The sequence below is a fragment of the Curtobacterium sp. BH-2-1-1 genome, assembly GCF_001806325.1.
In the GTDB taxonomy this organism is placed as follows: domain Bacteria; phylum Actinomycetota; class Actinomycetes; order Actinomycetales; family Microbacteriaceae; genus Curtobacterium.
The window spans coordinates 3,273,958-3,298,707 of the sequence record NZ_CP017580.1; the positions used below are offsets into that span (position 1 = coordinate 3,273,958).

Below are 24,750 nucleotides of genomic sequence, written 5' to 3' on the forward strand. Positions count from 1 at the left end.
CGCTGAACGGGCGCAACACGCCGCCGGTCCGTCGTCGAGCGAGCGCGAAACGGCCCGCTCGGCGCCGCCGAGCGACCGATTCCGCCCGCTCGACGAGCGGCACGAGCGGCACGAGCGGCGGGAGCCGCCGCCGCGCCGCGGGAGGGCGCCCCGAGGCTGTGGAAGTCCTCCACTTCCCTCCACGTGCTCCACATCCCTCCACCGGGTCCTCGATCGCCGTAGAACCGGGCCTCTCCGCGCCCAGGGACGCCGGAACTGAGCCTCCATCGACCCCAAAACAGGGCACGACGGCGATTCCGGGAATGATTTCCGCACTCTGGGGAGGGGAGTGGAGTAAAGTGGGGGACACAACGGTCCGGTGGAGCGGAGGGGAGGCCCGACGTGCTGCTCGGTACCCATGCCCCGAAGCTCGACGAGAAGGGTCGCGTGATCCTCCCCGCCAAGTTCCGGGACGAACTGTCCGGGGGCCTCGTGATGACCCGCGGGCAGGAGCGCTGCGTCGTCGTCTTCAGCGCGGACACGTTCGAGCAACTGCACGAGCGCATCCGCACCGCACCGATGACCTCGAAGCGCACCCGGGACTACATGCGCCTGTTCCTCTCCGGAGCGAGCGCGGAACAGCCCGACAAGCAGAACCGCGTCACCATCCCGCAGAACCTCCGCGAGTACGCGGGGCTCGAGCGGGACCTGACGGTCATCGGCTCCGGTGACCGTGCCGAGATCTGGTCGACCCCCGCGTGGGAGGCCTACTACGCAGAAGTCGAAGAGGGCTTCGCCGACAACGACGAGGAGGTGATCCCGGGGATCTTCTGATCCGTGGATCGGGACTCCCAGCCGTGCATCCCTGACACCCCTTCCCCGGTGTCAGGTCGCATGGATGGGGATCCGGACCCGCGGCCCGGAGGACGAGGGGCTGCACATGGCCGAGAACGAGACGGGCGCACAGCGCTTCCCCCACACCCCGGTGATGCTCGAACGCATCGTCGACCTCTTCACGCCCACCCTCGAGGGGCCGGGCAAGGTCGTGGTCGACGCGACGCTCGGCATGGGCGGTCACTCCGAGGGGCTGCTCGAGCGCTTCCCGGAGCTGACGCTCATCGGCCTCGACCGCGACACCGACGCGCTCGGCATCGCGGGGGAGCGGCTCGCCCGCTTCGGTGACCGCGTCCGCCTGGTGCACACGGTCTACGACGGCATCGTCGACGCGATCGAGGGCGAGGGGTTCGACGAGGTCGACGGCGTCCTGTTCGACCTCGGCGTCAGCTCCCTGCAGCTCGACCGGGCCGAGCGCGGCTTCGCGTACAGCCAGGACGCACCGCTCGACATGCGGATGGACCGGACCGAGGGGCAGACCGCCGCCGACGTCCTCGCCACCTACGACGAGGGCGAGCTCCGCCGGATCTTCCAGCGCTACGGCGAGGAGAAGCTCGCCGGACGCTACGCCCGGGCGATCGTCGAGCGACGGGCGACCGCCCCGTTCGAGATGTCCGGCGACCTCGTCCAGGTCCTGCACGACGCGACCCCGGTGGCCATCCAGCGCCAGGGACACCCCGCGAAGCGCGTGTTCCAGGCGCTGCGCATCGAGGTGAACGCCGAACTGAGCGTCCTCGAACGGGCGATCCCGGCAGCGCTCGACGCCATCGCGGTCGGTGGCCGCATCGTCGTCGAGTCGTACCAGTCGCTCGAGGACCGCATCGTCAAGCGGGCGCTGACCGCACGGACGAAGTCGAGCGCACCCGCTGGCCTGCCGGTCGAACTGCCCGAGCACCGGCCGACGTACGAACTGGTCGTCAAGGGCGCCGAGCTGGCCGACGAGGCCGAACGCGCCGCCAACCCACGAGCAACCCCCGTGCGCCTGCGCGCGGCCGAGCGGATCCGGAAGTGACATGAGCACGAACCTCGCACTCGTCGACCCCGCCGTCGTCCCGTCCCGCGCCCCGCGTCCGACGCGGCAGAACCGGCCGGAGCTCGTCGAGGTCACCCCGACGAAGGCCCAGCGCCGTGCCCGCCCACGCATCGCGTACGCCGTGGTGGCGGTGGCCGCCCTCGGCATCCTGCTCCTCGCGCAGCTCGGCATCAGCATGGTCCTCAGCCAGGGCGCGTACACGCTGAACTCCCTCAGCGCGGAGCAGACGAACCTCTCCCGCACGCAGCAGTCGCTGTCCGAGGAGCTGCGGGTCCTCGACTCGCCGCAGAACCTGGCCCGCAACGCGCAGGCACTCGGCATGATCGCGAACTCGACGCCGGTGTACCTCGACCCGAAGACCGGCCGCGTGTACGGCACGCCGACCCCGGCGGTCGCGGACCAGGCCACGGCGGCGACCTCGAACCAGGTCCCGAACTCGCTGCTGGACGAAGTGCCGCTCGCCGCGAAGCAAGGCGACACCTCCACCAGCAAGGAGAGCGGGCCCACGGCGGGCAGTGACGCCGCCGCGGCGGACGCTGGGAAGACCGCAGGCGCCAGCGCGTCGGCCGGGGCTTCCTCGACGGCCGACGTAGAGTCCGACCCGAACCAGCTCCAGGCCCCGTCCACCCGGTGACCTGCGGGCCGGGGGCCCTGCCGCACGACCGCTCCACCCCGGGAAGGACCGCACCGCGTGACGAAGACGATCCGCAGCCGACGACTCCGCTACAGCGTCGTGATGATCGCCGTGATCGCCCTCGTGGCGGTCTTCGTGATCCGCCTCGTCGACATCCAGGTGGTCCAGGCCGCCGCGCTCAACGAGCTGTCGAAGGAGAAGCGGAGCATCCCCGTCACGATCTACGGCACCCGAGGGTCGATCGTGGACCGCAACGGGACCGAGCTCGCCGACAGCGTCACCCGGTACAACATCACGACCGCGCCACGCCTGGTCAAGAAGTTCGAGGGCAAGCTCGGCGGCACCCGGGTGAAGGACGTCTCGGTCGACCAGGCGCTGACGGCACTGGCGAAGGCGTCGGGCGGTGACGTCGCCACCATGCAGAAGAACATCGCGGCCAACCCGCGGTCCGACTTCGCCTACCTCGTCAAGGGCCTCGACGTGAAGCACTACGAGGCGGTGACCGCGCTCGACATCCCCTGGATCTACAAGGAGCAGCAGGCGTCACGGGTGTACCCGACGGGTGCGACGGCCGGCAACATCACCGGCTTCATGGGCACCGACGGCGCCCAGGCCGGCCTCGAGTACGCCTACGACAAGTGCCTGGCCGGGTCGAACGGATCCGAGACGTACGAGCGCGGGTCCGACGGTGTCCAGCTCCCGGGCAGCACCGTGACCACGAAGGAAGCCAAGGACGGCGGGACCGTCGAGACCACGATCGACAGCGACCTGCAGTACATGGCCGAGCAGACGATCGCGTCCGCCGCGAAGTCCCTGCAGGCCGAGTCGGCGACGGCGACCGTCACGAGCGTGAAGACCGGCGAACTCCTGGCCGTCGCGGACTACCCGACGGTCGACCCGAACAACGTCGACGGCACGACCGACAAGGGTGCATTCGGCTCCCGGGCCCTCACGGCCACGTACGAGCCCGGGTCAACGATCAAGGCCGCCATCGCCGCCGCCCTCATCGACCAGGGCAAGTCGAGTCCGACCGACCAGGCCGTCGTGCCGTACACGCGCTCGTTCCCGTGGGGCGGGTCGATCCACGACTCCGAGTTCCACGACACCGAGAACCTCACGCTCACGGGGATCCTGCAGAACTCCTCGAACGTCGGGATCACCGAGCTCGGGGAACGCCTGACCGCCCAGCAGCGGTACGACTACATGCAGAAGTTCGGCCTGTTCGAGCCCGAGTCGGCGATCGACTACCCGGGCCAGCCGTCGATGGACTACGGCACGAGCCCGAACTGGGACCAGCAGACGAACATCAACTCGATGTTCGGCCAGGGCATCTCGACGACCGCGATCCAGGTGGCCAGCATCTTCCAGACCCTGGCGAACGACGGCGTCCGGATCCCGCTGCACCTCGTCAAGGGCTGCGAGACCGCCGACGGCAAGACGATCGACGCGCCCGACGTGCAGCCGACGCGCGTCGTGTCCGCGAACGCCGCGACGCAGGTGACGGACATGCTGCAGAGCGTGGTCACCGGCGGCACCCTCGTGGGGATGAAGCCGATCTCCGGCTACAACATCGCCGCGAAGACCGGCACCGCCGAGGTCGCCGAGGGGTCGAAGGGCTACGGCGGCCAGCGCATCACCTCGGTGGCCGGAATGGCACCCGCCGAGGACCCCCAGTATGTTGTCACGGTGACGTTCACGAAGCCGCAGGCCAACAAGTGGTCCAGCGGAGCGGCTCCGGCGTTCCGAACTCTCATGTCCCAGGTGCTCGAGAAGTACCGAGTAGCCCCCTCCACGACGCCGGCGAAGACCTACCCGACCACGTGGTGAGGAAGAAGGAGCACTTGTCCGCACGGATCCCCCCGGTCCTCCGACCCGAACACCCGACCCCGAGGGCCGTGGCCGAACTCGCGAACGCGTTCGGCCTGCGAGTCGTCGGCTCGGTCGACGCCGTCGAGACGACCGGCGTCACCCTCAGCGCCGCCGAGGTGCAGCCGGGTGACCTCTTCGTCGGCGTGCACGGTGCGAACCGGCACGGCGCGGAGTTCTCCGCCGAGGCCGCCGAGCGCGGCGCGGTCGCGGTGCTGACCGACGACGCCGGCGTGGAGCACGCCCAGGCGGCCGGTCTGCCGGTGCTCGTCGTCGACGACCCCCGTGCGGCCCTCGGCGACGTGTCGGCGTGGGTGTACCGCACCCACCCGGACGAGGCCACCGACCTGCCGCAGCTGTTCGCCGTCACCGGCACGAACGGCAAGACGAGCACGTCCTACATCCTCGAGGGGATCCTCAAGCAGCTCGGCCTCGTCACGGGCCTCAGCTCCACCGCCGAGCGGCACATCGGCGCGCTCAGCGTCACGAGCCGCCTCACCACGCCCGAGGCGAGCGAGATGCACGCCCTGCTCGCCCGGATGCGCGAGAGCGAGGTCCGCGCGGTCGCCGTCGAGGTGAGCGCCCAGGCCCTCAGCCGCCACCGCGTCGACGGCATCGTCTTCGACGTCGCGGCGTTCACGAACCTGTCGCACGACCACCTCGACGACTACGCCGACATGGAGGAGTACTACCAGGCGAAGCTCCCGCTGTTCCAGCCCGAACACGCCCGTCGCGGTGTCGTCTCGCTGGACACGGACTGGGGCCACCGCGTGGTGCAGGACTCCCGGATCCCGGTCACGACCATCACGGTCCACCCCGGCGTCGAGGCCGAGTGGCACGTCGACATCGTCGAGGCGCACGCCGCCTACACGGAGTTCCGCCTGACCGGTCCCGAGGGCCGTGCGCTCACCACCCGTGTGCCGCTGATCGGCTGGCACATGGCCGCGAACGCCGCGCTGGCGATCGTGATGCTGGTCGAGGGCGGGTTCGAGCTCGGCGCCATCGCGCACGCGCTCGAGACGAACCACCGCCGCTACCCGGACGAGGACGAGCGCGAGCAGCGCGGCGAGCGGACGAGCGCCATCGAGTGCTACCTGCCCGGTCGGACCGAGCGCGTCTCGGGCGACCGGGGCCCGAGCGTCTACGTCGACTTCGGCCACAGCGCCGACGCCTTCGAGAACACCCTCGCGGCCGTCCGGCAGTTCACCCCCGGCAAGGTCCTCATGCTCTTCGGCGCCGACGGCGACCGCGACAAGACCAAGCGCGGCGACATGGCCCGCGTGGCCGCGGCGGGGAGCGACATCCTCGTCGTCACCGACCACCACCCGCGCTTCGAGGACGCCGCGTCGATCCGGAAGACCCTCGTCGACGCCGCGCGCGAGGCTTTCCCCGAGCACGAGCTCCACGAGGTCAGCCCGCCCGAGGCCGCGATCCGCACCGCGGTGGGCCTCGTCGGCGAGGGGGACTCGATCCTCTGGGCCGGCCCCGGCCACCAGGACTACCGCGACATCCAGGGCGTCCGCACGCCGTACTCGGCACGCGACGAAGCCCGCCAGGCCCTCCGCGAGGCCGGTTGGGAACCGAACTCCGGCCCCACCGAGGAACTCCGATGATCGCCATGACCCTCGCCGAGATCGCGACAGCGGTCGACGGCGAGCTGATCCCGGGTGCCCAGGCGACCGACGTCGCCGACCAGGGCGACCTGGTCGTCGACGGCACCGTCGAGACCGACTCCCGCCTCGTGACGCCGGGCAGCGTGTTCTTCGCGCTCCCGGGCGAGGTCACCGACGGGCGACGCTTCGTCCCCGCGGCGACCGAGGCCGGCGCCGCGCTCGTCATCACGCCCGAGCGCGTCGAGACCACGGCACCGCAGATCGTCGTGGCGGACGGCTACGACGCCCTCGCCGCGCTCGCGCACGAGGTCGTCACGCGCGTCCGGATGGCGACCGCCGACCGCGTCGACGCCGACGGACGCCCGGCGCCGCTCAAGGTCGTCGGGATCACCGGCTCGAACGGCAAGACGAGCACGAAGAACATGCTCCGCACGATCCTCGAGCAGCACGGCGAGACCGTCGCGCCCCAGGGGTCGTTCAACAACCACGTCGGTGCGCCGATCTCGATGCTCCGCATCACCGAGGACACCCGGTACCTGGTCGTCGAGATGGGCGCGAGCGGCATCGGCCACATCGCCAAGCTCGTCGCGATCGCCGAGCCGGACGTCGGCGTCGTCCTCAAGGTCGGCCTCGCGCACGCCGGCGAGTTCGGCGGGATCGAGGCGACCCAGCGCGCCAAGTCCGAGATGGTCACCGACCTGCCCGGGAGCGCGACCGCGCTCCTCAACGTCGACGACGACCGTGTCGCGTCGATGCGCGACCTGACGGCCGCCCACGTCGTCGGCTTCGGCACGTCCGACGACGCCGACTACCGCATCACCGGCATCGAGACGGACCGCAACGGCACCCGTTTCACGCTCACCGCGCCTCCCGTCCGCCAGGAAGGCGACCCGTCTGCGGACGGACGGCCAGGAGGCACGGATCGCGTCGACGTGCAGCTCGCGATCCTGGGTGAGCACCACGCCATGAACGCGTCCGCCGCGCTCACGGTCGCCCACCTGTGGGGCGTCCCGCTCGCCGCCGGCGCCGCCGCGCTCGCGTCGATGACGCGCGCCGAGCGCTGGCGCATGGAGCTCCTCCCCGGCGGCCCCGACGGCGTCACCGTGATCAACGACGCCTACAACGCGTCGCCCGACTCGACCGCAGCGGCGCTGCGGACCCTGGCGCAGATCGTGCGCCCGGGGGAGCGGACCGTCGCCGTGCTCGGCGAGATGGCCGAGCTCGGCGAGTTCTCGACGGAGGAGCACGACCGCATCGGTCGGCTCGTCGTCCGTCTCGGCATCGGACAGCTCGTGGTCGTCGGCCGCGGCGCGATGCCCATCCACCAGGCCGCCACCCTCGAGGGATCGTGGGACGGCGAGTCCGTGTTCATCGAGGACGTCGACGACGCCGTCCACTCACTGCAGGACATGCTCCGCCCCGGCGACGTCGTCCTCGTCAAGTCCTCGAAGTCCGCCGAACTGCGATTCCTCGGCGACCGCCTCGGAGGTGTCACCGAATGATCGCCCTCCTGATCGCCGGCGCCGTGTCGCTGGTGTTCACACTGCTGCTCACGCCGCTGTTCATCAAGCTGTTCCACCGCCTCGGCTGGGGACAGTTCATCCGCGACGACGGCCCGCAGTCGCACCACACGAAGCGCGGCACGGCGACGATGGGCGGCATCGTCCTCATCATCGGCGCGGTGCTCGGCTACTTCGTCGGACACCTGGTCGGCCGAGACTCGGTCACGCTGTCCGGCCTGCTCGTCCTGTTCCTCATGGTCGGCCTCGGGTTCGTCGGGTTCATCGACGACTTCCTCAAGGTCCGTCGTCAGCGCAGTCTCGGGCTCGGCGGCTGGGCGAAGGTCCTCGGGCAGGTCATCGTCGGCGTCATCTTCGCGACCGTGGCGCTCGTCGTCCCGTCCGGCAACGGCAAGCCGCCGGCGTCGACGATGGTTTCGGCCATCCGGGACATCCCGTGGCTCGACTTCATGGCGCTCGGCACCGTGATCGGCACCGTGCTGTTCCTGGCGTGGATCGTCCTGCTGACGGTCTCGACGTCGAACGGCGTGAACGTGGCGGACGGGCTCGACGGTCTCGCGACCGGCTCGAGCATCCTGGCCATCGGCTCGTACGTGATCATCGGCTTCTGGCAGTCGAACCAGATCTGCGGCGGTGCCCGGCTCGACGCGAACACCGAGCACGCCTGCTACACCGTGACCAACCCGCTGGACCTCGCGGTGGTGGCGGCGGCGGTCTGCGGTGGCCTGATCGGCTTCCTCTGGTACAACACGTCGCCGGCGCAGATCTTCCTCGGCGACACCGGTTCGCTCGGGCTCGGCGGCGCACTGGCCGGCCTCGCGATCCTCAGCCGCACGGAGCTCCTGCTCATCCTCATCGGTGGCCTGTTCTTCATCGTCACCGGTTCGGTCATCCTGCAGCGGGCGTACTTCAAGATCACGCACGGCAAGCGCATCTTCCGGATGAGTCCGCTGCACCACCACTTCGAGTTGAAGGGGTGGGCCGAGGTGACCGTCGTCGTCCGGTTCTGGATCATCGCGGGACTCTGCGTCGCCGCGGGTGTCGGACTCTTCTACCTCGAATGGATCGCACGAGTTGGTTGACGCCGTGTCCTCGTCCCGCCTGGAGTCCCTGGACAGCTGGTACGCCGAGGGCTGGAAGGGGCTGAACGTCGCCGTGCTCGGCCTCGGGGCCACCGGGTTCTCGGTCGCCGACACCCTGGTCGAGCTCGGCAGCGCGGTGACGGTCTACTCGACCGACGCCCCGTCGGACAGCGTGGAGCTGCTCGACGTGATCGGTGCGCACTTCGTGCAGGTGCCCCTCGACTCGGTGCCCGCCGCCCTCGAGACCCAGGCGCCGGACGTCGTGATCGTGTCGCCGGGCCTGCCGCCGCACAACGCGACCGTGCAGTGGGCCGTGGCGAACAGCGTCGTGTGGGGGGACATCGAGCTCGCCTGGCGTGTCCGCGACAAGGTCGTGCGCGGCCCCATCGCTGCGCCCTGGGTGACCATCACGGGCACGAACGGGAAGACCACCACGACGCAGCTCGCGACCGCGATGTTCGAGGCCGGCGGGCTCCGCGCGGTGGCGTGCGGCAACATCGGCGTGCCCGTCCTCGACGTCGTGCGCGACCCGGACGGCTACGATGTCCTCGTCGTCGAGCTCTCCAGCCACCAGCTGCACTACATGCCGACGACCGGCGACGGTGCCGTGGTGCCCCTCGCCAGCGCCTGCCTGAACATCGCCGACGACCACCTCGAGTGGCACGGCTCCGCCGAGGCCTACCGGGCCGCGAAGGCCAAGGTCTACGAGCGCACGGTCCTCGCCTGCGTGTACAACACCACGGACGACGTCACCCGGCACATGGTCGAGGACGCCGACGTCGTCGAGGGGTGCCGTGCCGTGGGCTTCGGCCCGGGGATCCCCGCGCCCGGCGACGTCGGGATGGTCGAGGACGTCCTCTGCGACCGGGCCTTCACCGACGACCGACGGAACAGCGCGCTCGAGCTCGCGACCGTCGCCGACCTCGAGGCCGCCGGGCTCGCCAGCCCGCACATGACGATGAACGTCCTCGCCGCGGCCGCACTCGCCCGTGCGGCCTCCGTGCAGCCGAGCGCGATCCGCACCGCCGTGCAGGGCTTCCGCGCCGACCACCACCGCACCGAGCTGGTGGCCTCCGCCGAGGGCGTCAGCTGGGTGGACGACTCGAAGGCGACGAACCCGCACGCGGCCACGGCGTCGCTCGCGGCGTTCGACAAGGTGGTCTGGATCGTCGGGGGCCTGTTCAAGGGCGTCGACATCGACGGACTCGTCGAGCGCTTCGGGCCGGACGTCCGCGGCGTCGTCGTGATCGGGACCGATCGTGGCCCTGTACTCGAGGCATTCGCGCGACACGCGCCCGGGGTGCCGGTGCTGCAGGTCGAGGCAGCGGACACTGATCAGGTCATGCCCGAGGCGGTCCGGCATGCCGCATCGGTCGCGAGGCCGGGCGACACGGTCCTCCTCGCCCCGGCTGCGGCGTCGTTCGACCAGTTCGGCTCCTACGCGGACCGGGGGCGTCGATTCGCGGCGGCGGTCCACGAGCACCTGGGAGGAAACGCCGATGGCGACGACGGATCTCCCGAGCGGCCGTAGCGGCGGAGCGGCCCCCGGCCGACCGCACGCACCCGCACGCCGCCACAACGGGGCGGTCGTCGCCGTCAAGAACGTCTTCGTCGCCGAGTCGAGCACCTTCTACACGATCCTGGGCGTCACGCTCTTCCTCGTCGTCTTCGGCGTCGTCATGGTGCTGTCCTCGTCGAGCGTGGAGCAGTACGCCGCGACGCACGACTTCTTCGGCGCGGCCTCCCGCCAGGGCCTCTACGCCGTGCTCGGCGTCCCGCTCATGCTCATCGCCTCCCGCCTGCCCGCACGGTTCTGGCGGAAGTGGGCGATGTGGATCGTCGGCGTCGGCCTCGTCGTGCAGGCGCTCGTCGTCCTGACCCCGCTCGGCTACTCGATCCAGGGCAACCGGAACTGGATCCGCCTCGGCTCGTTCACCGCGCAGCCGTCCGAGATCCTCAAGCTCGCGCTCGTGCTGGGCATCGGCGCGATCATGTACGTCAAGCGGGAGAAGCTCGACGACTGGAAAGAGGTCTTCATCCCGATCGGCATCGCGTCGCTCGGGTCGATCGGCCTCGTCCTCGTCGGCGGCGACCAGGGCACCGCGATGATCATGCTCATCCTGGTGTTCGGCGCGCTCTACGTCGGCGGCGCCCGGGCGAAGCACCTGCTCGTCGGGGTGCTCGGCCTCGCCGTGCTGCTGCCGTTCGTCACGATGGCGTCGAGCTCCCGGTCGCACCGCATCAGCGCCTGGCTCTCCGGCTGCACCGACACGAGCCAGTACCAGGACCTCTGCTGGCAGCCGACCCACGGCATGTGGGCGCTGGCCTCCGGCGGCGTCTTCGGGGTGGGTCTCGGCAACTCCAAGGCGAAGTGGTCGTGGCTCCCCGAGGCTGACAACGACTACATCTTCGCGATCATCGGCGAGGAGCTCGGGCTCGTCGGCGCCGTCGTCGTGCTCGCCCTGTTCGTGGTCCTCGCGGTCGGCATGATCAAGATCATCCGGCAGTCGAACGACCCCTTCGTGAAGACCGTCACCGGTGGCGTGCTCGCGTGGATCATCGGCCAGGCGCTCGTCAACATCGCCGTGGTCCTCGGCCTGCTGCCGGTCCTCGGCGTCCCTCTCCCACTCATCTCGGCCGGTGGCTCCGCGCTGATCATGACCCTCGTCGCCATCGGCGTCGTCCTGTCCTTCGCCCGCGACCTCCCGGGCAAGAGCGACCTCCCGGGCAGGAACAGCGTCGGCCGCACCACCACGAACGGAACCCTCCGGTGAACACCTACCTCTTCGCGGGCGGCGGCACCGCCGGCCACGTGAACCCGCTGCTCGCGGTCGCCGACCGGCTGACCGAGCGCGAGCCCGACGCCGAGGTCCTCGTCCTCGGCACCGCAGAGGGCCTCGAGTCCCGGCTCGTCCCGATGCGCGGCTACGAGCTGCTGACGATCCCGCGCCTGCCGTTCCCGCGCAAGCCGAACGCCGCTGCCCTCCGCTTCCCCGGCGGGTTCCTCGGCGCCGTCCGTCGGATCGAGCAGATCATCCGCGAGCGCGAGGTCGACGTCGTCCTCGGTGTCGGGGGCTACGCGGCCGCACCGGCGTACATCGCCGCACGCCATACCGGCACCCCGATCGTCGTGCACGAGCAGAACGCCAAGCCCGGCCTGGCGAACCGCCTGGCAGCGTTCCTCACCGACCACGTGGGCGTGACCTTCTCGAACACGCGGCTCCGCCACGGCCGGGTCGTCGGCATGCCGCTCCGGCGCGAGATCGAGTCGCTCGACCGTCGTGCGAGCCGCGCAGAGGGCCTCGCCGAGTTCGGGCTCGACCCCGCGCGACCGGTCCTGCTCGTCACGGGCGGGTCCTCCGGCGCGCGGAGCATCAACCGCACCGTGAACCGGAGCGCCGCGACGATCGTCGGTGCCGGCTGGCAGGTCCTGCACGTCGTCGGCGGGAAGTCCGACATCGGCCCGAGCGACCTCGACGGGTACCACGTGCTGCCGTACTGCGACCGGATGGACCTGGCGTACGCCGCGAGCGACTTCGTGGTCTCGCGCGCCGGCGCCGGCATGGTCTGCGAGCTGACCGCCGTCGGGCTGCCGAGCGTCCTCGTGCCGTACCCTGTCGGCAACGGCGAGCAGCGGCACAACGCGAAGGACGTCGTCGACGCCGGGGGAGCGGTCCTCGTGGCCGACGCGGAATTCGACGAGGACTGGGTGACGTTCCAGCTGCTGAACACCCTGCAGGACCGGGCCCGCATCGCCGACATGACCGTCCGTGCCGGCAGCGTCGGACACCGCGACGGCGCCGACCGCATGACGGACCTCGTCCTCGACGCCGCGAAGCGCGCGACCGATGCGACGCGCGACGCGCACGACAGCACCACGGAGGAACGATGACCATCAAGCCGGACCTGACGCAGCCGATCCCCGACGAACTCGGCACAGTCCACTTCGTCGGCATCGGCGGCTCCGGCATGAGCGGCATCGCCCGACTCTTCCTCGCCGCCGGCCACCGCGTGACCGGCAGCGACTCGCGCGAGACCGCCACCACCGGCACCATGCGTGACCTCGGTGCCGAGGTGCACATCGGCCACGACGCCGCGAACGTCGGCGACGCGGACACCATCGTCGTCACGAGCGCGCTCTGGCCGGACAACCCGGAGCTCCTCGAGGCCCAGCGCCGTGGCCTGCCGGTCCTGCACCGGTCGCAGGCCCTCGCCGCCCTCATCGCCGAGCACCGCCTCGTCGCGGTCGCCGGCGCGCACGGCAAGACCACCTCGACCGGCATGATCGTCACCGCGCTCGTCGAGCTCGGGCTGGACCCGAGCTTCGTGAACGGTGGGGTCATCCAGTCCCTCGGCACGAGCTCGGCGCCCGGCTCGAGCGACCTGTTCGTCGTCGAGGCCGACGAGTCCGACGGCTCCTTCCTGCTCTACGACGTCGCGGTCGCCCTCATCACGAACGTCGACGCCGACCACCTCGACCACTACGGCAGCGAGGAGGCCTTCACCGAGGCCTTCGTCGAGTTCGCCGCGAAGGCGAGCGAGCGCGTCGTGATCTCGAGCGACGACGCCGGCGCGAAGGCGGTCACGGCCGGGATCCGCGCCCGCGAGGACGCGCCCGAGATCGTCACCTTCGGCGAGGCCGTCGACGCCGACGTCCGGATCGAGGGGATCACCGAGTCCGCCGGGGTCGAGGTCGACTTCCGCGCCGCGGGCGAGGCGCACCACCTGACGCTCCGGGTCCCCGGCCGCCACAACGCGATCAACGCCGTCGGCGCCTTCGCCGTCCTGACCGGACTCGGCGTCGCCGCCGAGGACGCGATCCGTGGCATCGAGGCCTTCGGCGGGACCCAGCGACGCTTCGAGCTGCACGGCGTCGAGCGCGGCGTCTCGGTCTACGACGACTACGCGCACCACCCGACCGAGGTGGCGGCGGCGCTCAAGGCCGCGCGGAACGTCGTGGGCGACGGCCGGATCATCGCGATCCACCAGCCGCATCTGTACTCGCGGACGCGCCTGATGGCCGGTGACTTCGCCAAGGTCTACGAGGAGCTCGCCGACCACACCGTCGTCCTCGACGTCTACGGCGCCCGCGAGGACCCGGAGCCCGGCGTCACCGGCGCCCTCGTGCAGGAGCGCTTCGCCGACCAGTCCCGCGTCGAGTTCCTGCCCGACTGGGACGAGGCCTCGGCGCGCGCGGCCGCGGTCGCGCGCGACGGCGACATCATCATGACCCTGAGCTGCGGCGACGTGTACCGCATCATCCCGCAGGTGCTCAGCGCCCTCCACGACGACGGGGCGCTGTCCCGGTGAAGCGTCCCGAGGGGTTCGACGAGCGGCCGGCCCGTCCGGACGCACCTGCCGACGGCGCGGGCGCGCCCCGGCAGCGTCGTGCCCCGCTGATCCCGCGGCGTCCGTCCCGCGAGCCCGAGCCGGAAGTCCAGGAGGCGCGGCTCGAGCCCGCCACCGAGGAACCGGTCGTCGAGACGGCAGACCCCACCGCCGCCGACACGTCGAACGGGTCGGCGCGCGACCGCGCCGGTGCCCTCGCCGGCGCCGCCGGCCGTCGCCTCGGCGCCGGACTGTCGTCCGTCGCCGGCCGGCTGCGCGAGTACACGCCCGACGAGGACCACCACGATCCCGAGGCCGAGCGCCTCGCCCGGGAGCGGCAGGAGACCGAGCGCCGCGACGCCGCGCGGCTCGCCCACCTGACCGACCTGCACGGCCCGGACGAGGACGGCCACGAGCGCCCGATCGGTGCCGGCGTCCGCGCTGCCGAGACCGCCCGGGAGGCCCGGGTGGCCAAGCGCCGTCGTCGCCTCCTCGAGCGCGCCGAGGTCCGCCGCTTCACCCGTCGCAGCCGGCACCGCCGCGCCGCCTGGATCACCGCAGCGAGCATCGTCCTCGTCTTCGGGATCTCGATCCTCGTCGCGGTGTTCTCGCCGTTGATGGCGCTCCAGACCATCGAGGTCAAGGGGACGAACCGCGTCGACGAGACCCAGCTCCGCCAGGCGCTCTCCGACCAGATCGGCACCCCGCTGGCCCGGCTCGACTTCGACGCCATCAAGAAGGACATCGCCGGCTTCCCGCTCATCGAGAGCTACGTGACGGAGGAAGCCCCGCCGCACACCCTCGTGGTCACCGTGACCGAGCGCACCCCGGTCGTCGCGGTGCGGTCGGGGAAGTCCTTCGACCTGGTCGACCCTGCAGGCATCGTCGTGCAGTCGTCGCCGAAGCAGCCCGCGAACATGCCCGTCGCCGACATCGGCAACGCGAAGCTCGGCTCGTCGGAGTTCCGCACGATGACCGAGGTCGTGCTCGCGCTCCCGTCGACCGTCCGTCAGCAGGTGACGAGCGTGAAGGGCTCGACCGCCGACGACGTGACCCTCACCCTCAAGGACGGCTCGAGCGTCGTCTGGGGGAACCCGGAGCAGTCCGACGCGAAGGCGGCCCTCCTCGCGGCCCTCGTGAAGGACCACGCGGCGCGGAACCCCGGCGTCGTCGTCGAGTACGACGTCAGCGCTCCGGACAACGGCATCATCCGCGCGAAGAAGTAGCGGAAGTCGTCGCGGAATCGCGCGACACGCGGCGTGGCGGGGCGACAGTGCCCGGAGCGCACCCGTAGCGTCGAAGCCAGCACCACATCTACCAGCAATGCCCCTGAACTTCAAGTAGAGGTTGAGGGTTCGACCGGAGGCCTGACTGACGTGACCACGAACCACAACTACCTCGCCGTCATCAAGGTCGTCGGCGTCGGCGGCGGCGGCGTGAACGCCGTCAACCGGATGATCGAGCTCGGCCTCCGCGGGGTGGAGTTCATCGCGATCAACACCGACGCGCAGGCGCTGCTCCTGAGCGACGCCGACGTCAAGCTCGACGTGGGCCGCGAGATCACCCGCGGCCTCGGCGCCGGAGCGGACCCCGAGGTCGGCCGTCGTGCCGCCGAGGACCACGCGGAGGAGATCGAAGAGGCCCTCGCCGGTGCCGACATGGTCTTCGTCACCGCCGGTGAGGGCGGTGGGACCGGCACGGGTGGTGCGCCCGTGGTCGCCCGCATCGCGAAGTCGATCGGCGCGCTCACCATCGGCGTCGTCACGAAGCCGTTCAGCTTCGAGGGCAAGCGTCGTCAGTCGCAGGCCGAGAACGGTGTCGCCGGCCTCAAGGACGAGGTCGACACGCTCATCGTCGTGCCGAACGACCGCCTGCTCGAGATCAGCGACCGCGGCATCTCGATGGTCGAGGCGTTCGCCACGGCCGACCAGGTGCTCCTCGCCGGTGTCCAGGGCATCACCGACCTGATCACCACCCCCGGCCTGATCAACCTCGACTTCGCCGACGTGAAGTCCGTCATGCAGGGTGCGGGTTCCGCGCTCATGGGCATCGGTTCCTCGCGGGGTGCCGACCGGGCGATCAAGGCGGCCGAACTGGCCGTCGCGAGCCCGCTGCTCGAGGCCTCGATCGACGGTGCGCACGGCGTGCTGCTCTCGATCCAGGGCGGTTCGAACCTCGGCATCTTCGAGATCAACGACGCGGCCCGTCTGGTGCAGGAGGCAGTCCACCCCGAGGCGAACATCATCTTCGGTGCCGTCATCGACGACACGCTCGGCGACGAGGTCCGCGTGACCGTCATCGCCGCGGGCTTCGACGGCGGCGAGCCCACCTCGCAGCAGAAGGAGCGCCGCTCCAGCTGGGTCGACCCCGAGGCCGGCGCGACCGTCCCCGTGGCGTCCGCCGGTGCGACCGGCGCGATCGAGGACTCGTCCTCGTCCGCCCCGTCGTGGGCGTCGCAGGAGCACGAGGCGCCCGCGCAGCGTGCCGCCGACCCGGCGTTCGACGACGATGACGACGAGCTCGACGTCCCCGACTTCCTGAAGTAACGAGCGTTGTCAGACGACCCGCGCCTCCCGTCCCCGTCAGCAGACGACGGACTGGAGGCGCGTCTCGCGTCCGTCAGGAGCGGCATCTCCGACGCGGCGCGCGCCGCAGGGCGCTCGGCCGACGAACTCACGCTCGTCGTCGTCACGAAGTTCCACCCGGCGTCGCTCGTCCGCGACCTCGCCGCGCTCGGCGTGACCGACGTGGGGGAGAACCGGCACCAGGAGGCGCAGGCGAAGGCCGCCGAGCTCACCGACCTCCCGCTGACCTGGCACTTCGTCGGACAGCTGCAGTCGAAGAAGGCCCGGCAGGTCCGGCGGTACGCACACGTCGTGCAGTCGCTCGACCGCGAGTCCGTGGTGGACGCGTTCGCGCCGACCGAGGCCGAACCCGAACCGCCGGTGATCGACGGCTTCGTGCAGGTCAACCTGACCGACGACCCCGACCGCGGTGGCGTCCGACCCGACGCCGTCGAGGCCATGGTGTCGCGGGTGCTCGCGACCGGCACGATCCGGCTCCGCGGGGTGATGGCCGTCGCGCCGCTCGACGAGGAGCCGCGCGCGGCCTTCGCCCGGCTCCGTGGGGTCTCCGAGCGCGTGGTGTCCCTCGCCCCCGCCGCGACGGACATCTCGGCCGGGATGAGCGGCGACTACGCCGACGCCGTGCTCGAGGGCGCGACACACCTGCGGATCGGGACCGCAATCACGGGAAATCGGCCGGTCGCGCCCTAGCCTCGTTGCAAGGGCATCCACGAGCACCGACCTCCGGAGGAACCATGGCCAACCCGCTGAAGAAGACGATGGTCTACCTGGGCCTCGCCGACGAGGAACTCGAGTACGAGGACGAGCAGCCGCAGCAGCAGCCCGCGCGGCAGCAGTCCGCTCCGGCCCCTGCCCCCGCGCCCGCTCCGGTCGCCGACGAGACCCCCGCGCCCGCCGCGGCACCGGTGGCGCCCGTCGCCGCCGAGCCCAAGGCGCACACCCACCAGCGCGGCGCCCAGGTCACCCCGCTCCGCCGCTCGCACACGTCCGCACAGAAGGCAGCACCGGTCCAGGAAATGAACGAGATCCTCACCGTCCACCCCCGCGAGTACAAGGACGCCCAGTCCATCGCCGAGAGCTTCCGCGACGGCATCCCCGTCATCATCAACCTCTCGCAGATGACCGAGGCCGACGCCCGCCGCATGATCGACTTCGCCTCCGGGCTGTCGCTCGGCCTCTACGGCAAGATCGAGCGCGTCACCAACAAGGTGTTCCTGCTGTCGCCGGCACACGTCGCGGTGAGCGGTGAGGCGCCTGAGGTAGAGTCCGACATCGAGGCGTCCTTCTTCGCCCAGTCCTGAGTCCCTCAGGCCCACCCGCCCCGTGCGGCTCGTCGCATGACGGTCCGCACCCGAGCTGAGCGAGCCCCATCGTGACCGCGATCCTCACGATCCTGTACTACCTCCTCCTGCTGTACATCCTCGTGCTGTGGGGGCGGTTCGTCCTCGACATCGTCCAGCAGTTCAACCGGTCCTGGCGGCCGCGCGGAGCACTCCTCGTCGTCGCCGACGTGGTGTACACCGTGACGGACCCGCCGATCCGGGCGGTCCGCCGGGTCCTCCCGCCGATGCGCATGGGCCCCGTGGCGCTCGACTTCGGCTGGACGATCGTGCTCCTCCTGGCGATCATCATCCGGTTCGTGATCGCCCTGCTCATCCCCGTGTTCGCCAACTAAGAGGACACGACACGCGCCACGCCCAGTGCGTGGTCACGGTTCACGGCCACCATCGGTGTACGGTGGTCGGGATCCGATGCTCGCCCCGGCGTGGCATCCGCACCGTTCGGCGCGACTGGTAGATTCGGTCGCACCGAGACGGTTCCACACGTTCAGCAGTTCTATTGAGGTGACGGCAATGGCTTTGACGCCGGAAGACGTAGTCAACAAGCGGTTCCAGCCGACGAAGTTCCGCGAGGGCTACGACCAGGACGAGGTCGACGACTTCCTCGACGAGGTCGTCGTCGAGCTCCGTCGCCTGACGGCCGAGAACGACGAGCTCCGCCAGCGCCTGCAGACGGCCGAGTCCGCGCCGAAGCCGGCCGAGGCCGAGCAGTCCGCTCCGACCCCCGAGCCCGAGCCGGAGCCCGCCCCCGTGGCAGCCGCGCCGGAGCCCGCTCCGGTCGCCGCCGCCGCGCCGGCCACCACGGTCCCGGCCGACGAGGACACCGAGGGCACCACGAACCTCCTGACGCTCGCCCGTCGTCTCCACGAGGAGCACGTCCGCGAAGGCGTCGAGAAGCGCGACGCGCTCATCGCCGAGGGCACCGCGCAGGCCGCCCGTCTCGTCTCCGAGGCCGAGGCCAAGCAGCGCCAGATCATCGCCGACACCGAGAACACGAACCGTCAGCGTGTCGCGGTGCTCGAGCAGGAGCAGCGCCAGCTCGAGGGCAAGATCGACGAGCTCCGCACGTTCGAGCGCGACTACCGTGCACAGCTCAAGAGCTACATCCAGGGTCAGCTCAACGAGCTGGACGGCTCGGGCACCGAGCAGTCCGGGCTCACCCCGGCGCCGGCATCGGCGCAGGGCTTCGGCAACTGACGTTGTCGCGACCAGCATCACGAGCGAAGGTCAGTGTCCGCGCGATCGCGGCACTGGCCTTCGCCGCTGCCGTCGTGGTGGCGCTCGACCAGGGCGTGAAGGCGCTCGTCGTCGCCAACCTGCCGTACGGCACCGTCGTCCCGGTCCTCGGGAACGCCCTGCAGCTGCTCTACGTCCGGAACCCCGGTGCCGCGTTCTCGTTCGCGGTGAACATGACGTGGGTGTTCTCGATCGTCTCGACCGCCGTCGTGGTCGCGATCATCGTGTTCGCCCGGCGGATCCGCTCGATGTGGTGGGCGCTCGTGCTCGGCATGCTCCTCGGCGGGGCGCTCGGCAACCTGCTCGACCGGCTCTTCCGTGAGCCCGGCTTCGGTCGCGGCCACGTGGTGGACTTCATCTCGACCCCGTGGATGATGCCCGCGATCTACAACATCGCCGACTCGTTCATCTGCATCAGCATGGTGGTCTTCGTCCTGCTGGTGATCCTCGGGGTGAACCTCGACGGCACCCGCGCGCTCTCCGCGAAGCAGCAGCGCGCGGTGGACGCGGTCCGCGCGCAGTCGGACGCCTCCGAGGCGGACGAGCACCGCGCCTCCCGGCCCCTGGTCGAGGACCCGCGCGCGCCGCGTGACGGGCGGGACACCCTCGGACACGACGCGACGTGACCGAGAGCCGTTCCCTGCCGGTCCCGGACGGGCTCGCCGGTGAGCGTGTCGACGCCGCCATCGCGAAGCTCCTCGGGTTCAGTCGTTCCTTCGCGGCCGAGGTCGTCTCGGCCGGCGGCGTGACCGTCGACGGGGTCACGGTGGACAAGTCCGACCGGTTGCACGCCGACTCCTGGCTGCAGGTCGAGTGGACGCCGAAGGAAGCCCCCCGGATCATCCCGGTCGAGGTCCCCGGCATGACGGTCGTGCACGACGACGACGACATCGTCGTGGTGGACAAGCCGATCGGCGTCGCCGCACACCCCTCGCCCGGCTGGGACGGCCCCACGGTCCCCGGTGGCCTCGCCGCCGCGGGCTTCACCATCGCGACCTCCGGCGCCGCCGAACGCGCGGGCATCGTGCACCGGCTCGACGTCGGCACCTCGGGACTGATGGTCGTGGCGAAGACCGAGCTGGCGTACACGCACCTCAAGCGCGCGTTCAAGGAGCGCACGGTCGAGAAGGTCTACCACGCCCTCGCGCAGGGGCACCCCGACCCCACTTCCGGCACGATCGACGCGCCCATCGGTCGACACCCCTCGAGCGACTGGAAGTTCGCGGTCACGGCCGACGGCAAGCCGAGCGTGACGCACTACGAGACCCTCGAGGCGTTCCGCTCCGCGACCCTGCTCGAGGTGCACCTCGAGACCGGTCGGACGCACCAGATCCGGGTGCACATGGCGGCGACCCGGCACCCGCTCGTGGGTGACACGATGTACGGGGCCGACCCGGTGCTCGCCGAGGAGCTCGGGCTCACGCGGCAGTGGCTCGACGCCGTCCGGCTCGGGTTCGAGCACCCGCGCACGGGGTCGTGGGTGTCGTACTCGGCGGAGTACCCCGACGACCTGCAGCGGGCGCTGGACCGCATCCGCGCCGCGTAGGCCGCGCGCCGGGCGCGCGCCGGGCCCGCGAGCGGGCACGTTCCGTCCCGCTCGGCGCGCCCAGGCGGCCGGTCCCGCCCGGTCGGCGCCGCGCGCGCGGCGTGTCGCGCCCGCTGGGCGTGGGCGGCGGGCTCGGCCGACCGAGGTCGCACGAAGTGCCGCTCTCGGCGCCGCGGAGCGGCACTTCGTGCGCTCTCGGCGGGACGCGCGCGGCGTGTTGCGCGCCCGCGACGGCGCGACGCCCTGACGGACGGGAGGCGCGGGTCGGCCCCGCGCCGCGCCTCCCATCCGCCTCGACGCGCCCGGCCGCGCCCGCCGAGGTCGCGAAATAGGTCGCTGTCGGCGCTGCGGAGCGGCACTTCGTGCGCTCTCGGCGGGACGCGCGCGGCGTGTTGCGCGCCCTCGGCGTCGCGCCCCGCCGTGCCGCGACCCCCTGACGGACGGGAGGCGCGGGTCGGGCCCGCACCGCGCCTCCCGTCCGTCTCGACGCGCCCGGGTTTGTCCCCGGTCGCGGTTAGGCTGTTGCCAGACCGCAGCAGCTCCCGCGAACCGGAGGTTCCGTGTCGGATTCCGACTCCTTCGTCCACCTGCACGTGCACAGTGAGTACTCGATGCTCGACGGCGCCGCCAGGCTCGGCGACCTCGTAGCCGAGACCGCTGCGCAGGGCATGCCCGCCGTGGCCGTGACCGACCACGGCAACATGTTCGGCGCGTTCGAGTTCTGGAAGGCCGCCAAGGCCGGCGGCGTCAAGCCGATCATCGGGACCGAGGCGTACATCACGCCGCGCACCCACCGGACCGACAAGACCCGTGTGCGCTGGGGCGACGGCGGCGGCGACGACGTGTCCGGCTCCGGCGCGTACACGCACATGACGATGTTCGCCGAGAACACGACGGGCATGCACAACCTGTTCCGGCTCTCGAGCAAGGCGTCGATCGAGGGGTACTACTTCAAGCCCCGCATGGACATCGAGCTGCTCGAGGAGTACCACGAGGGCATCATCGCCACGACGGGCTGCCCCTCGGGGGAGATCCAGACCCGGCTGCGGCTCGGCCAGTACGACGAAGCCGTCAAGGCCGCGGCGGACTACCGCGACATCTTCGGCAAGGAGAACTACTTCGCCGAGGTCATGGACCACGGGCTCGAGATCGAACGTCGGATCATGAGCGACCTGATCCGGCTGGCGAAGGACCTCGACATCCCGCTGGTCGGCACGAACGACCTGCACTACACGCACTCGCACGACGCCAAGTCGCACGCGGCGCTGCTCTGCGTCCAGTCCGGCTCGACCCTGAACGACCCGAACCGCTTCAAGTTCGACGCCGACGAGTTCTACCTGAAGACCCCGCAGCAGATGCGGCACCTCTTCCGCGACAACCCCGAGGCTTGCGACAACACGCTGCTCATCGCCGAGCGGTGCAACGTCGAGTTCGACACCGCGGCCAACTACATGCCGAAGTTCCCCGTGCCCGAGGGGGAGACCGAGCACTCGTGGTTCGAGAAAGAGGTGGCGAAGGGCCTCGAGTACCGGTACCCCGACGGCATCACGCGCGAGGTCCAGGAACGCGCCGACTACGAGGTCGGCATCATCAACCAGATGGGCTTCCCGGGGTACTTCCTCGTCGTCGCCGACTTCATCAACTGGTCGAAGAACAACGGCATCCGCGTCGGTCCCGGCCGTGGTTCCGGTGCCGGCTCGATGGTGGCGTACGCGATGCGCATCACCGACCTCGACCCGATCCGGCACGGCCTGATCTTCGAGCGCTTCCTCAACCCGGACCGCGTCTCGATGCCCGACTTCGACGTCGACTTCGACGACCGGCGCCGCGGTGAGGCGATCAAGTACGTCACCGAGAAGTACGGGTCGGCGCGTGTCGCGCAGATCGTCACGTACGGCACGATCAAGGCGAAGCAGGCGCTCAAGGACTCCTCGCGCGTCCTGGGCTTCCCGTTCGGCATGGGCGAGAAGCTCACCAAGGCGATGCCGCCGCCCGTGATGGGCAAGGACATCCCGCTCACCGGGATCTTCGACAAGGACCACCCGCGCTACAAGGAAGCAGTCGACGTCCGCACGGTCGTCGAGACCGATCCCGAGGCGAAGACGGTGTTCGACACCGCGCTCGGGCTCGAGGGGCTGAAGCGCCAATGGGGCGTGCACGCCGCCGGCGTCATCATGTCGAGCGACCCGCTGATCGACATCATCCCCGTGATGAAGCGCGAGCAGGACGGCCAGATCGTCACGCAGTTCGACTACCCGGCAGCGGAGTCGCTCGGCCTGATCAAGATGGACTTCCTGGGGCTCCGCAACCTCACGATCATCAGTGACGCCCTCGACAACATCAAGACGAACCGTGGGATCGAGCTCGACCTCGAGAACATGGGGCTCGAGGACCCCGAGGCGTACGCGCTCCTGCAGCGTGGCGACACCCTCGGTGTGTTCCAGCTCGACGGCGGACCGATGCGTGGGCTGCTGCGCCTGATGAAGCCCGACAACTTCGAGGACATCTCGGCGCTCATCGCCCTGTACCGTCCGGGCCCCATGGGTGCGAACTCGCACACGAACTACGCGCTCCGCAAGAACGGCGAGCAGCCGATCACGCCGATCCACCCGGAGCTCGAAGAGCCCCTGCAGGACATCATCGGCACGACCTACGGCCTGATCATCTACCAGGAGCAGGTCATGGCCATCGCGCAGAAGGTGGCCGGGTTCTCCCTCGGCCAAGCGGACATCCTCCGCCGCGCGATGGGCAAGAAGAAGAAGTCCGAGCTGGACAAGCAGTACGCCGGCTTCGAGAAGGGCATGCAGGACAACGGCTACTCGGCCGCTGCCATCAAGACCCTCTGGGACATCCTGCTGCCGTTCTCTGACTACGCGTTCAACAAGGCGCACTCGGCGGCGTACGGCGTGGTGTCCTTCTGGACCGCGTACCTCAAGGCGCACTACCCGGCCGAGTACATGGCTGCCCTGCTGACGAGCGTCGGCGACGCCCGCGACAAGCTCGCGCTGTACCTCAACGAGTGCCGCCGGATGGGCATCAAGGTCATGCCGCCGGACGTCAACGAGTCGATCGGCTTCTTCGCCGCCGTCGGTGAGGACATCCGTTTCGGCATGGGCGCGATCCGCAACGTCGGCTTCAACGTCGTCGACGACATCGTCCAGGCCCGCACCGAGAAGGGCGCGTTCGAGTCCTTCCACGACTTCCTCCGCAAGATCCCCATCTCGTCGGCGAACAAGCGCACGGTCGAGTCGCTCATCAAGGCCGGTGCGTTCGACGAGTTCGGCGATTCCCGCCGTGCACTCGTCGAGATCCACGAGGGCGCCGTCGAGGGTGCGGTGAAGGTCAAGCGCGACGAGGCCCACGGCAACGTCGGGTTCGACTTCGACTCGCTCTTCGCCGAGGTCGCCGAGGAACAGCCGTCGGCAGCCGTCGTGTCCCAGGTGCCCGACCGTCCGGAGTGGTCCAAGCGCGACAAGCTCGCGTTCGAACGGGACATGCTCGGCTTGTACGTCTCCGACCACCCGCTCGCCGGGCTCGAGATCGAGCTGGCGAAGCACCAATCGATCACCATCGCCGACCTCATCGCGGCCGACGACTCGGTCGAGGGTGAGACGGTCACCGTCGCGGGGCTCCTGACGAGCGTGCAGCACCGGGTGGCGAAGTCCAGCGGCAACCCGTACGGCATCGTCGACATCGAGGACTTCGGCGGCCAGATCGGCGTCATGTTCCTGGGCAAGACCTACCAGGAGTTCGGGCCGTCGCTCGTCGCCGACTCGATCGTGGTCCTGCGCGGTCGTGTCAACGTGCGCGACGACGGCAAGGCCCTGCACGCGGTGAGCATGTTCCAGCCGAACGTCGGTGACGCCATGGGGTCCGGCCCGCTCACGCTGAGCCTGCCCGAGCGGCAGGCGACGACGACGACGGTGACCGAACTCGCCGCCGTCCTCGGTCGGCACAGCGGCGAGACCGAGGTCCGGTTGAAGCTCATCAAGGACGACGTCGCGCGCACGTTCGAGCTGCCGTTCCCGGTGAACCTGACGCCCGACCTCTTCGGCGAGCTGAAGAGCCTGCTCGGGCCGCGCTGCCTGGTCTGA

20 protein-coding genes are annotated in these 24,750 nt (G+C 70.5%); all 20 read left to right on the forward strand.

The window, feature by feature from the left end; all coding sequences use genetic code 11:
- The first annotated feature begins 381 nt into the window (after nucleotides 1-381).
- The 20 genes from mraZ to dnaE all read left to right on the forward strand — a co-directional run bounded on the left by mraZ (nucleotide 382) and on the right by dnaE (nucleotide 24,750).
- Nucleotides 382-813: a division/cell wall cluster transcriptional repressor MraZ gene (gene mraZ / locus BJK06_RS15535; RefSeq protein WP_022906684.1), complete on the forward strand. Its 432-nt coding sequence runs from the start codon at nucleotides 382-384 to the stop codon at nucleotides 811-813.
- A 106-nt stretch (nucleotides 814-919) separates the two neighbouring features.
- Nucleotides 920-1,885, forward strand: coding sequence for a 16S rRNA (cytosine(1402)-N(4))-methyltransferase RsmH (gene rsmH / locus BJK06_RS15540; protein ID WP_175473627.1), 966 nt, complete (start codon nucleotides 920-922; stop codon nucleotides 1,883-1,885).
- Nucleotide 1,886: 1 nt separating this feature from the next.
- On the forward strand, nucleotides 1,887-2,540 hold the full coding sequence (locus BJK06_RS15545; RefSeq protein WP_070418648.1) for a hypothetical protein: 654 nt from the start codon (nucleotides 1,887-1,889) through the stop codon (nucleotides 2,538-2,540).
- A gap of 57 nt (nucleotides 2,541-2,597) precedes the next feature.
- On the forward strand, nucleotides 2,598-4,367 hold the full coding sequence (locus BJK06_RS15550) for a penicillin-binding protein 2 (protein WP_083295312.1): 1,770 nt from the start codon (nucleotides 2,598-2,600) through the stop codon (nucleotides 4,365-4,367).
- 14 nt (nucleotides 4,368-4,381) lie between these two features.
- Complete coding sequence (locus tag BJK06_RS15555; protein WP_070419536.1) at nucleotides 4,382-6,019, forward strand: Mur ligase family protein; 1,638 nt, start codon at nucleotides 4,382-4,384, stop codon at nucleotides 6,017-6,019.
- Nucleotides 6,016-7,521, forward strand: coding sequence for a UDP-N-acetylmuramoyl-tripeptide--D-alanyl-D-alanine ligase (murF, locus tag BJK06_RS15560; protein WP_070418649.1), 1,506 nt, complete (start codon nucleotides 6,016-6,018; stop codon nucleotides 7,519-7,521). Before BJK06_RS15555 ends, murF begins: the two co-directional genes overlap by 4 nt.
- The gene (gene mraY, locus BJK06_RS15565) at nucleotides 7,518-8,621 is read left to right on the forward strand and encodes a phospho-N-acetylmuramoyl-pentapeptide-transferase (RefSeq protein WP_070418650.1); all 1,104 of its coding nucleotides are present in this window, start codon (nucleotides 7,518-7,520) and stop codon (nucleotides 8,619-8,621) included. Before murF ends, mraY begins: the two co-directional genes overlap by 4 nt.
- A gap of 4 nt (nucleotides 8,622-8,625) precedes the next feature.
- Entirely contained in the window at nucleotides 8,626-10,152 is a 1,527-nt protein-coding gene (murD, locus tag BJK06_RS15570) for a UDP-N-acetylmuramoyl-L-alanine--D-glutamate ligase (RefSeq protein ID WP_181015105.1), read from the forward strand.
- Nucleotides 10,121-11,395 carry a putative lipid II flippase FtsW gene (gene ftsW / locus BJK06_RS15575; protein ID WP_070418652.1) on the forward strand — a complete coding sequence of 425 codons (1,275 nt, stop codon included), beginning with the start codon at nucleotides 10,121-10,123 and terminating at the stop codon, nucleotides 11,393-11,395. The genes murD and ftsW overlap by 32 nt, the downstream gene beginning before the upstream one ends.
- Nucleotides 11,392-12,513 carry an undecaprenyldiphospho-muramoylpentapeptide beta-N-acetylglucosaminyltransferase gene (gene murG / locus BJK06_RS15580; protein WP_070418653.1) on the forward strand — a complete coding sequence of 374 codons (1,122 nt, stop codon included), beginning with the start codon at nucleotides 11,392-11,394 and terminating at the stop codon, nucleotides 12,511-12,513. Before ftsW ends, murG begins: the two co-directional genes overlap by 4 nt.
- Complete coding sequence (murC, locus tag BJK06_RS15585) at nucleotides 12,510-13,931, forward strand: UDP-N-acetylmuramate--L-alanine ligase (RefSeq protein ID WP_070418654.1); 1,422 nt, start codon at nucleotides 12,510-12,512, stop codon at nucleotides 13,929-13,931. The genes murG and murC overlap by 4 nt, the downstream gene beginning before the upstream one ends.
- Nucleotides 13,928-15,175: an FtsQ-type POTRA domain-containing protein gene (locus tag BJK06_RS18345; protein WP_083295313.1), complete on the forward strand. Its 1,248-nt coding sequence runs from the start codon at nucleotides 13,928-13,930 to the stop codon at nucleotides 15,173-15,175. Before murC ends, BJK06_RS18345 begins: the two co-directional genes overlap by 4 nt.
- Nucleotides 15,176-15,325: 150 nt before the next feature.
- On the forward strand, nucleotides 15,326-16,495 hold the full coding sequence (gene ftsZ / locus BJK06_RS15595) for a cell division protein FtsZ (protein WP_070418655.1): 1,170 nt from the start codon (nucleotides 15,326-15,328) through the stop codon (nucleotides 16,493-16,495).
- 6 nt (nucleotides 16,496-16,501) lie between these two features.
- A complete protein-coding gene (locus tag BJK06_RS15600) occupies nucleotides 16,502-17,224 on the forward strand; it encodes a YggS family pyridoxal phosphate-dependent enzyme (RefSeq protein ID WP_083295314.1) in 723 nt (240 codons plus the stop codon).
- Between the two features lie 44 nt (nucleotides 17,225-17,268).
- A complete protein-coding gene (locus BJK06_RS15605; RefSeq protein ID WP_070418656.1) occupies nucleotides 17,269-17,835 on the forward strand; it encodes a cell division protein SepF in 567 nt (188 codons plus the stop codon).
- 71 nt (nucleotides 17,836-17,906) lie between these two features.
- Complete coding sequence (locus BJK06_RS15610) at nucleotides 17,907-18,209, forward strand: YggT family protein (RefSeq protein ID WP_083295315.1); 303 nt, start codon at nucleotides 17,907-17,909, stop codon at nucleotides 18,207-18,209.
- A 178-nt stretch (nucleotides 18,210-18,387) separates the two neighbouring features.
- A complete protein-coding gene (locus BJK06_RS15615) occupies nucleotides 18,388-19,071 on the forward strand; it encodes a DivIVA domain-containing protein (protein WP_070418658.1) in 684 nt (227 codons plus the stop codon).
- Nucleotides 19,072-19,073: 2 nt separating this feature from the next.
- The gene (gene lspA / locus BJK06_RS15620) at nucleotides 19,074-19,736 is read left to right on the forward strand and encodes a signal peptidase II (protein ID WP_258027651.1); all 663 of its coding nucleotides are present in this window, start codon (nucleotides 19,074-19,076) and stop codon (nucleotides 19,734-19,736) included.
- Complete coding sequence (locus tag BJK06_RS15625; protein WP_070418659.1) at nucleotides 19,733-20,656, forward strand: RluA family pseudouridine synthase; 924 nt, start codon at nucleotides 19,733-19,735, stop codon at nucleotides 20,654-20,656. The genes lspA and BJK06_RS15625 overlap by 4 nt, the downstream gene beginning before the upstream one ends.
- A gap of 611 nt (nucleotides 20,657-21,267) precedes the next feature.
- The gene (dnaE, locus tag BJK06_RS15630; protein WP_070419540.1) at nucleotides 21,268-24,750 is read left to right on the forward strand and encodes a DNA polymerase III subunit alpha; all 3,483 of its coding nucleotides are present in this window, start codon (nucleotides 21,268-21,270) and stop codon (nucleotides 24,748-24,750) included.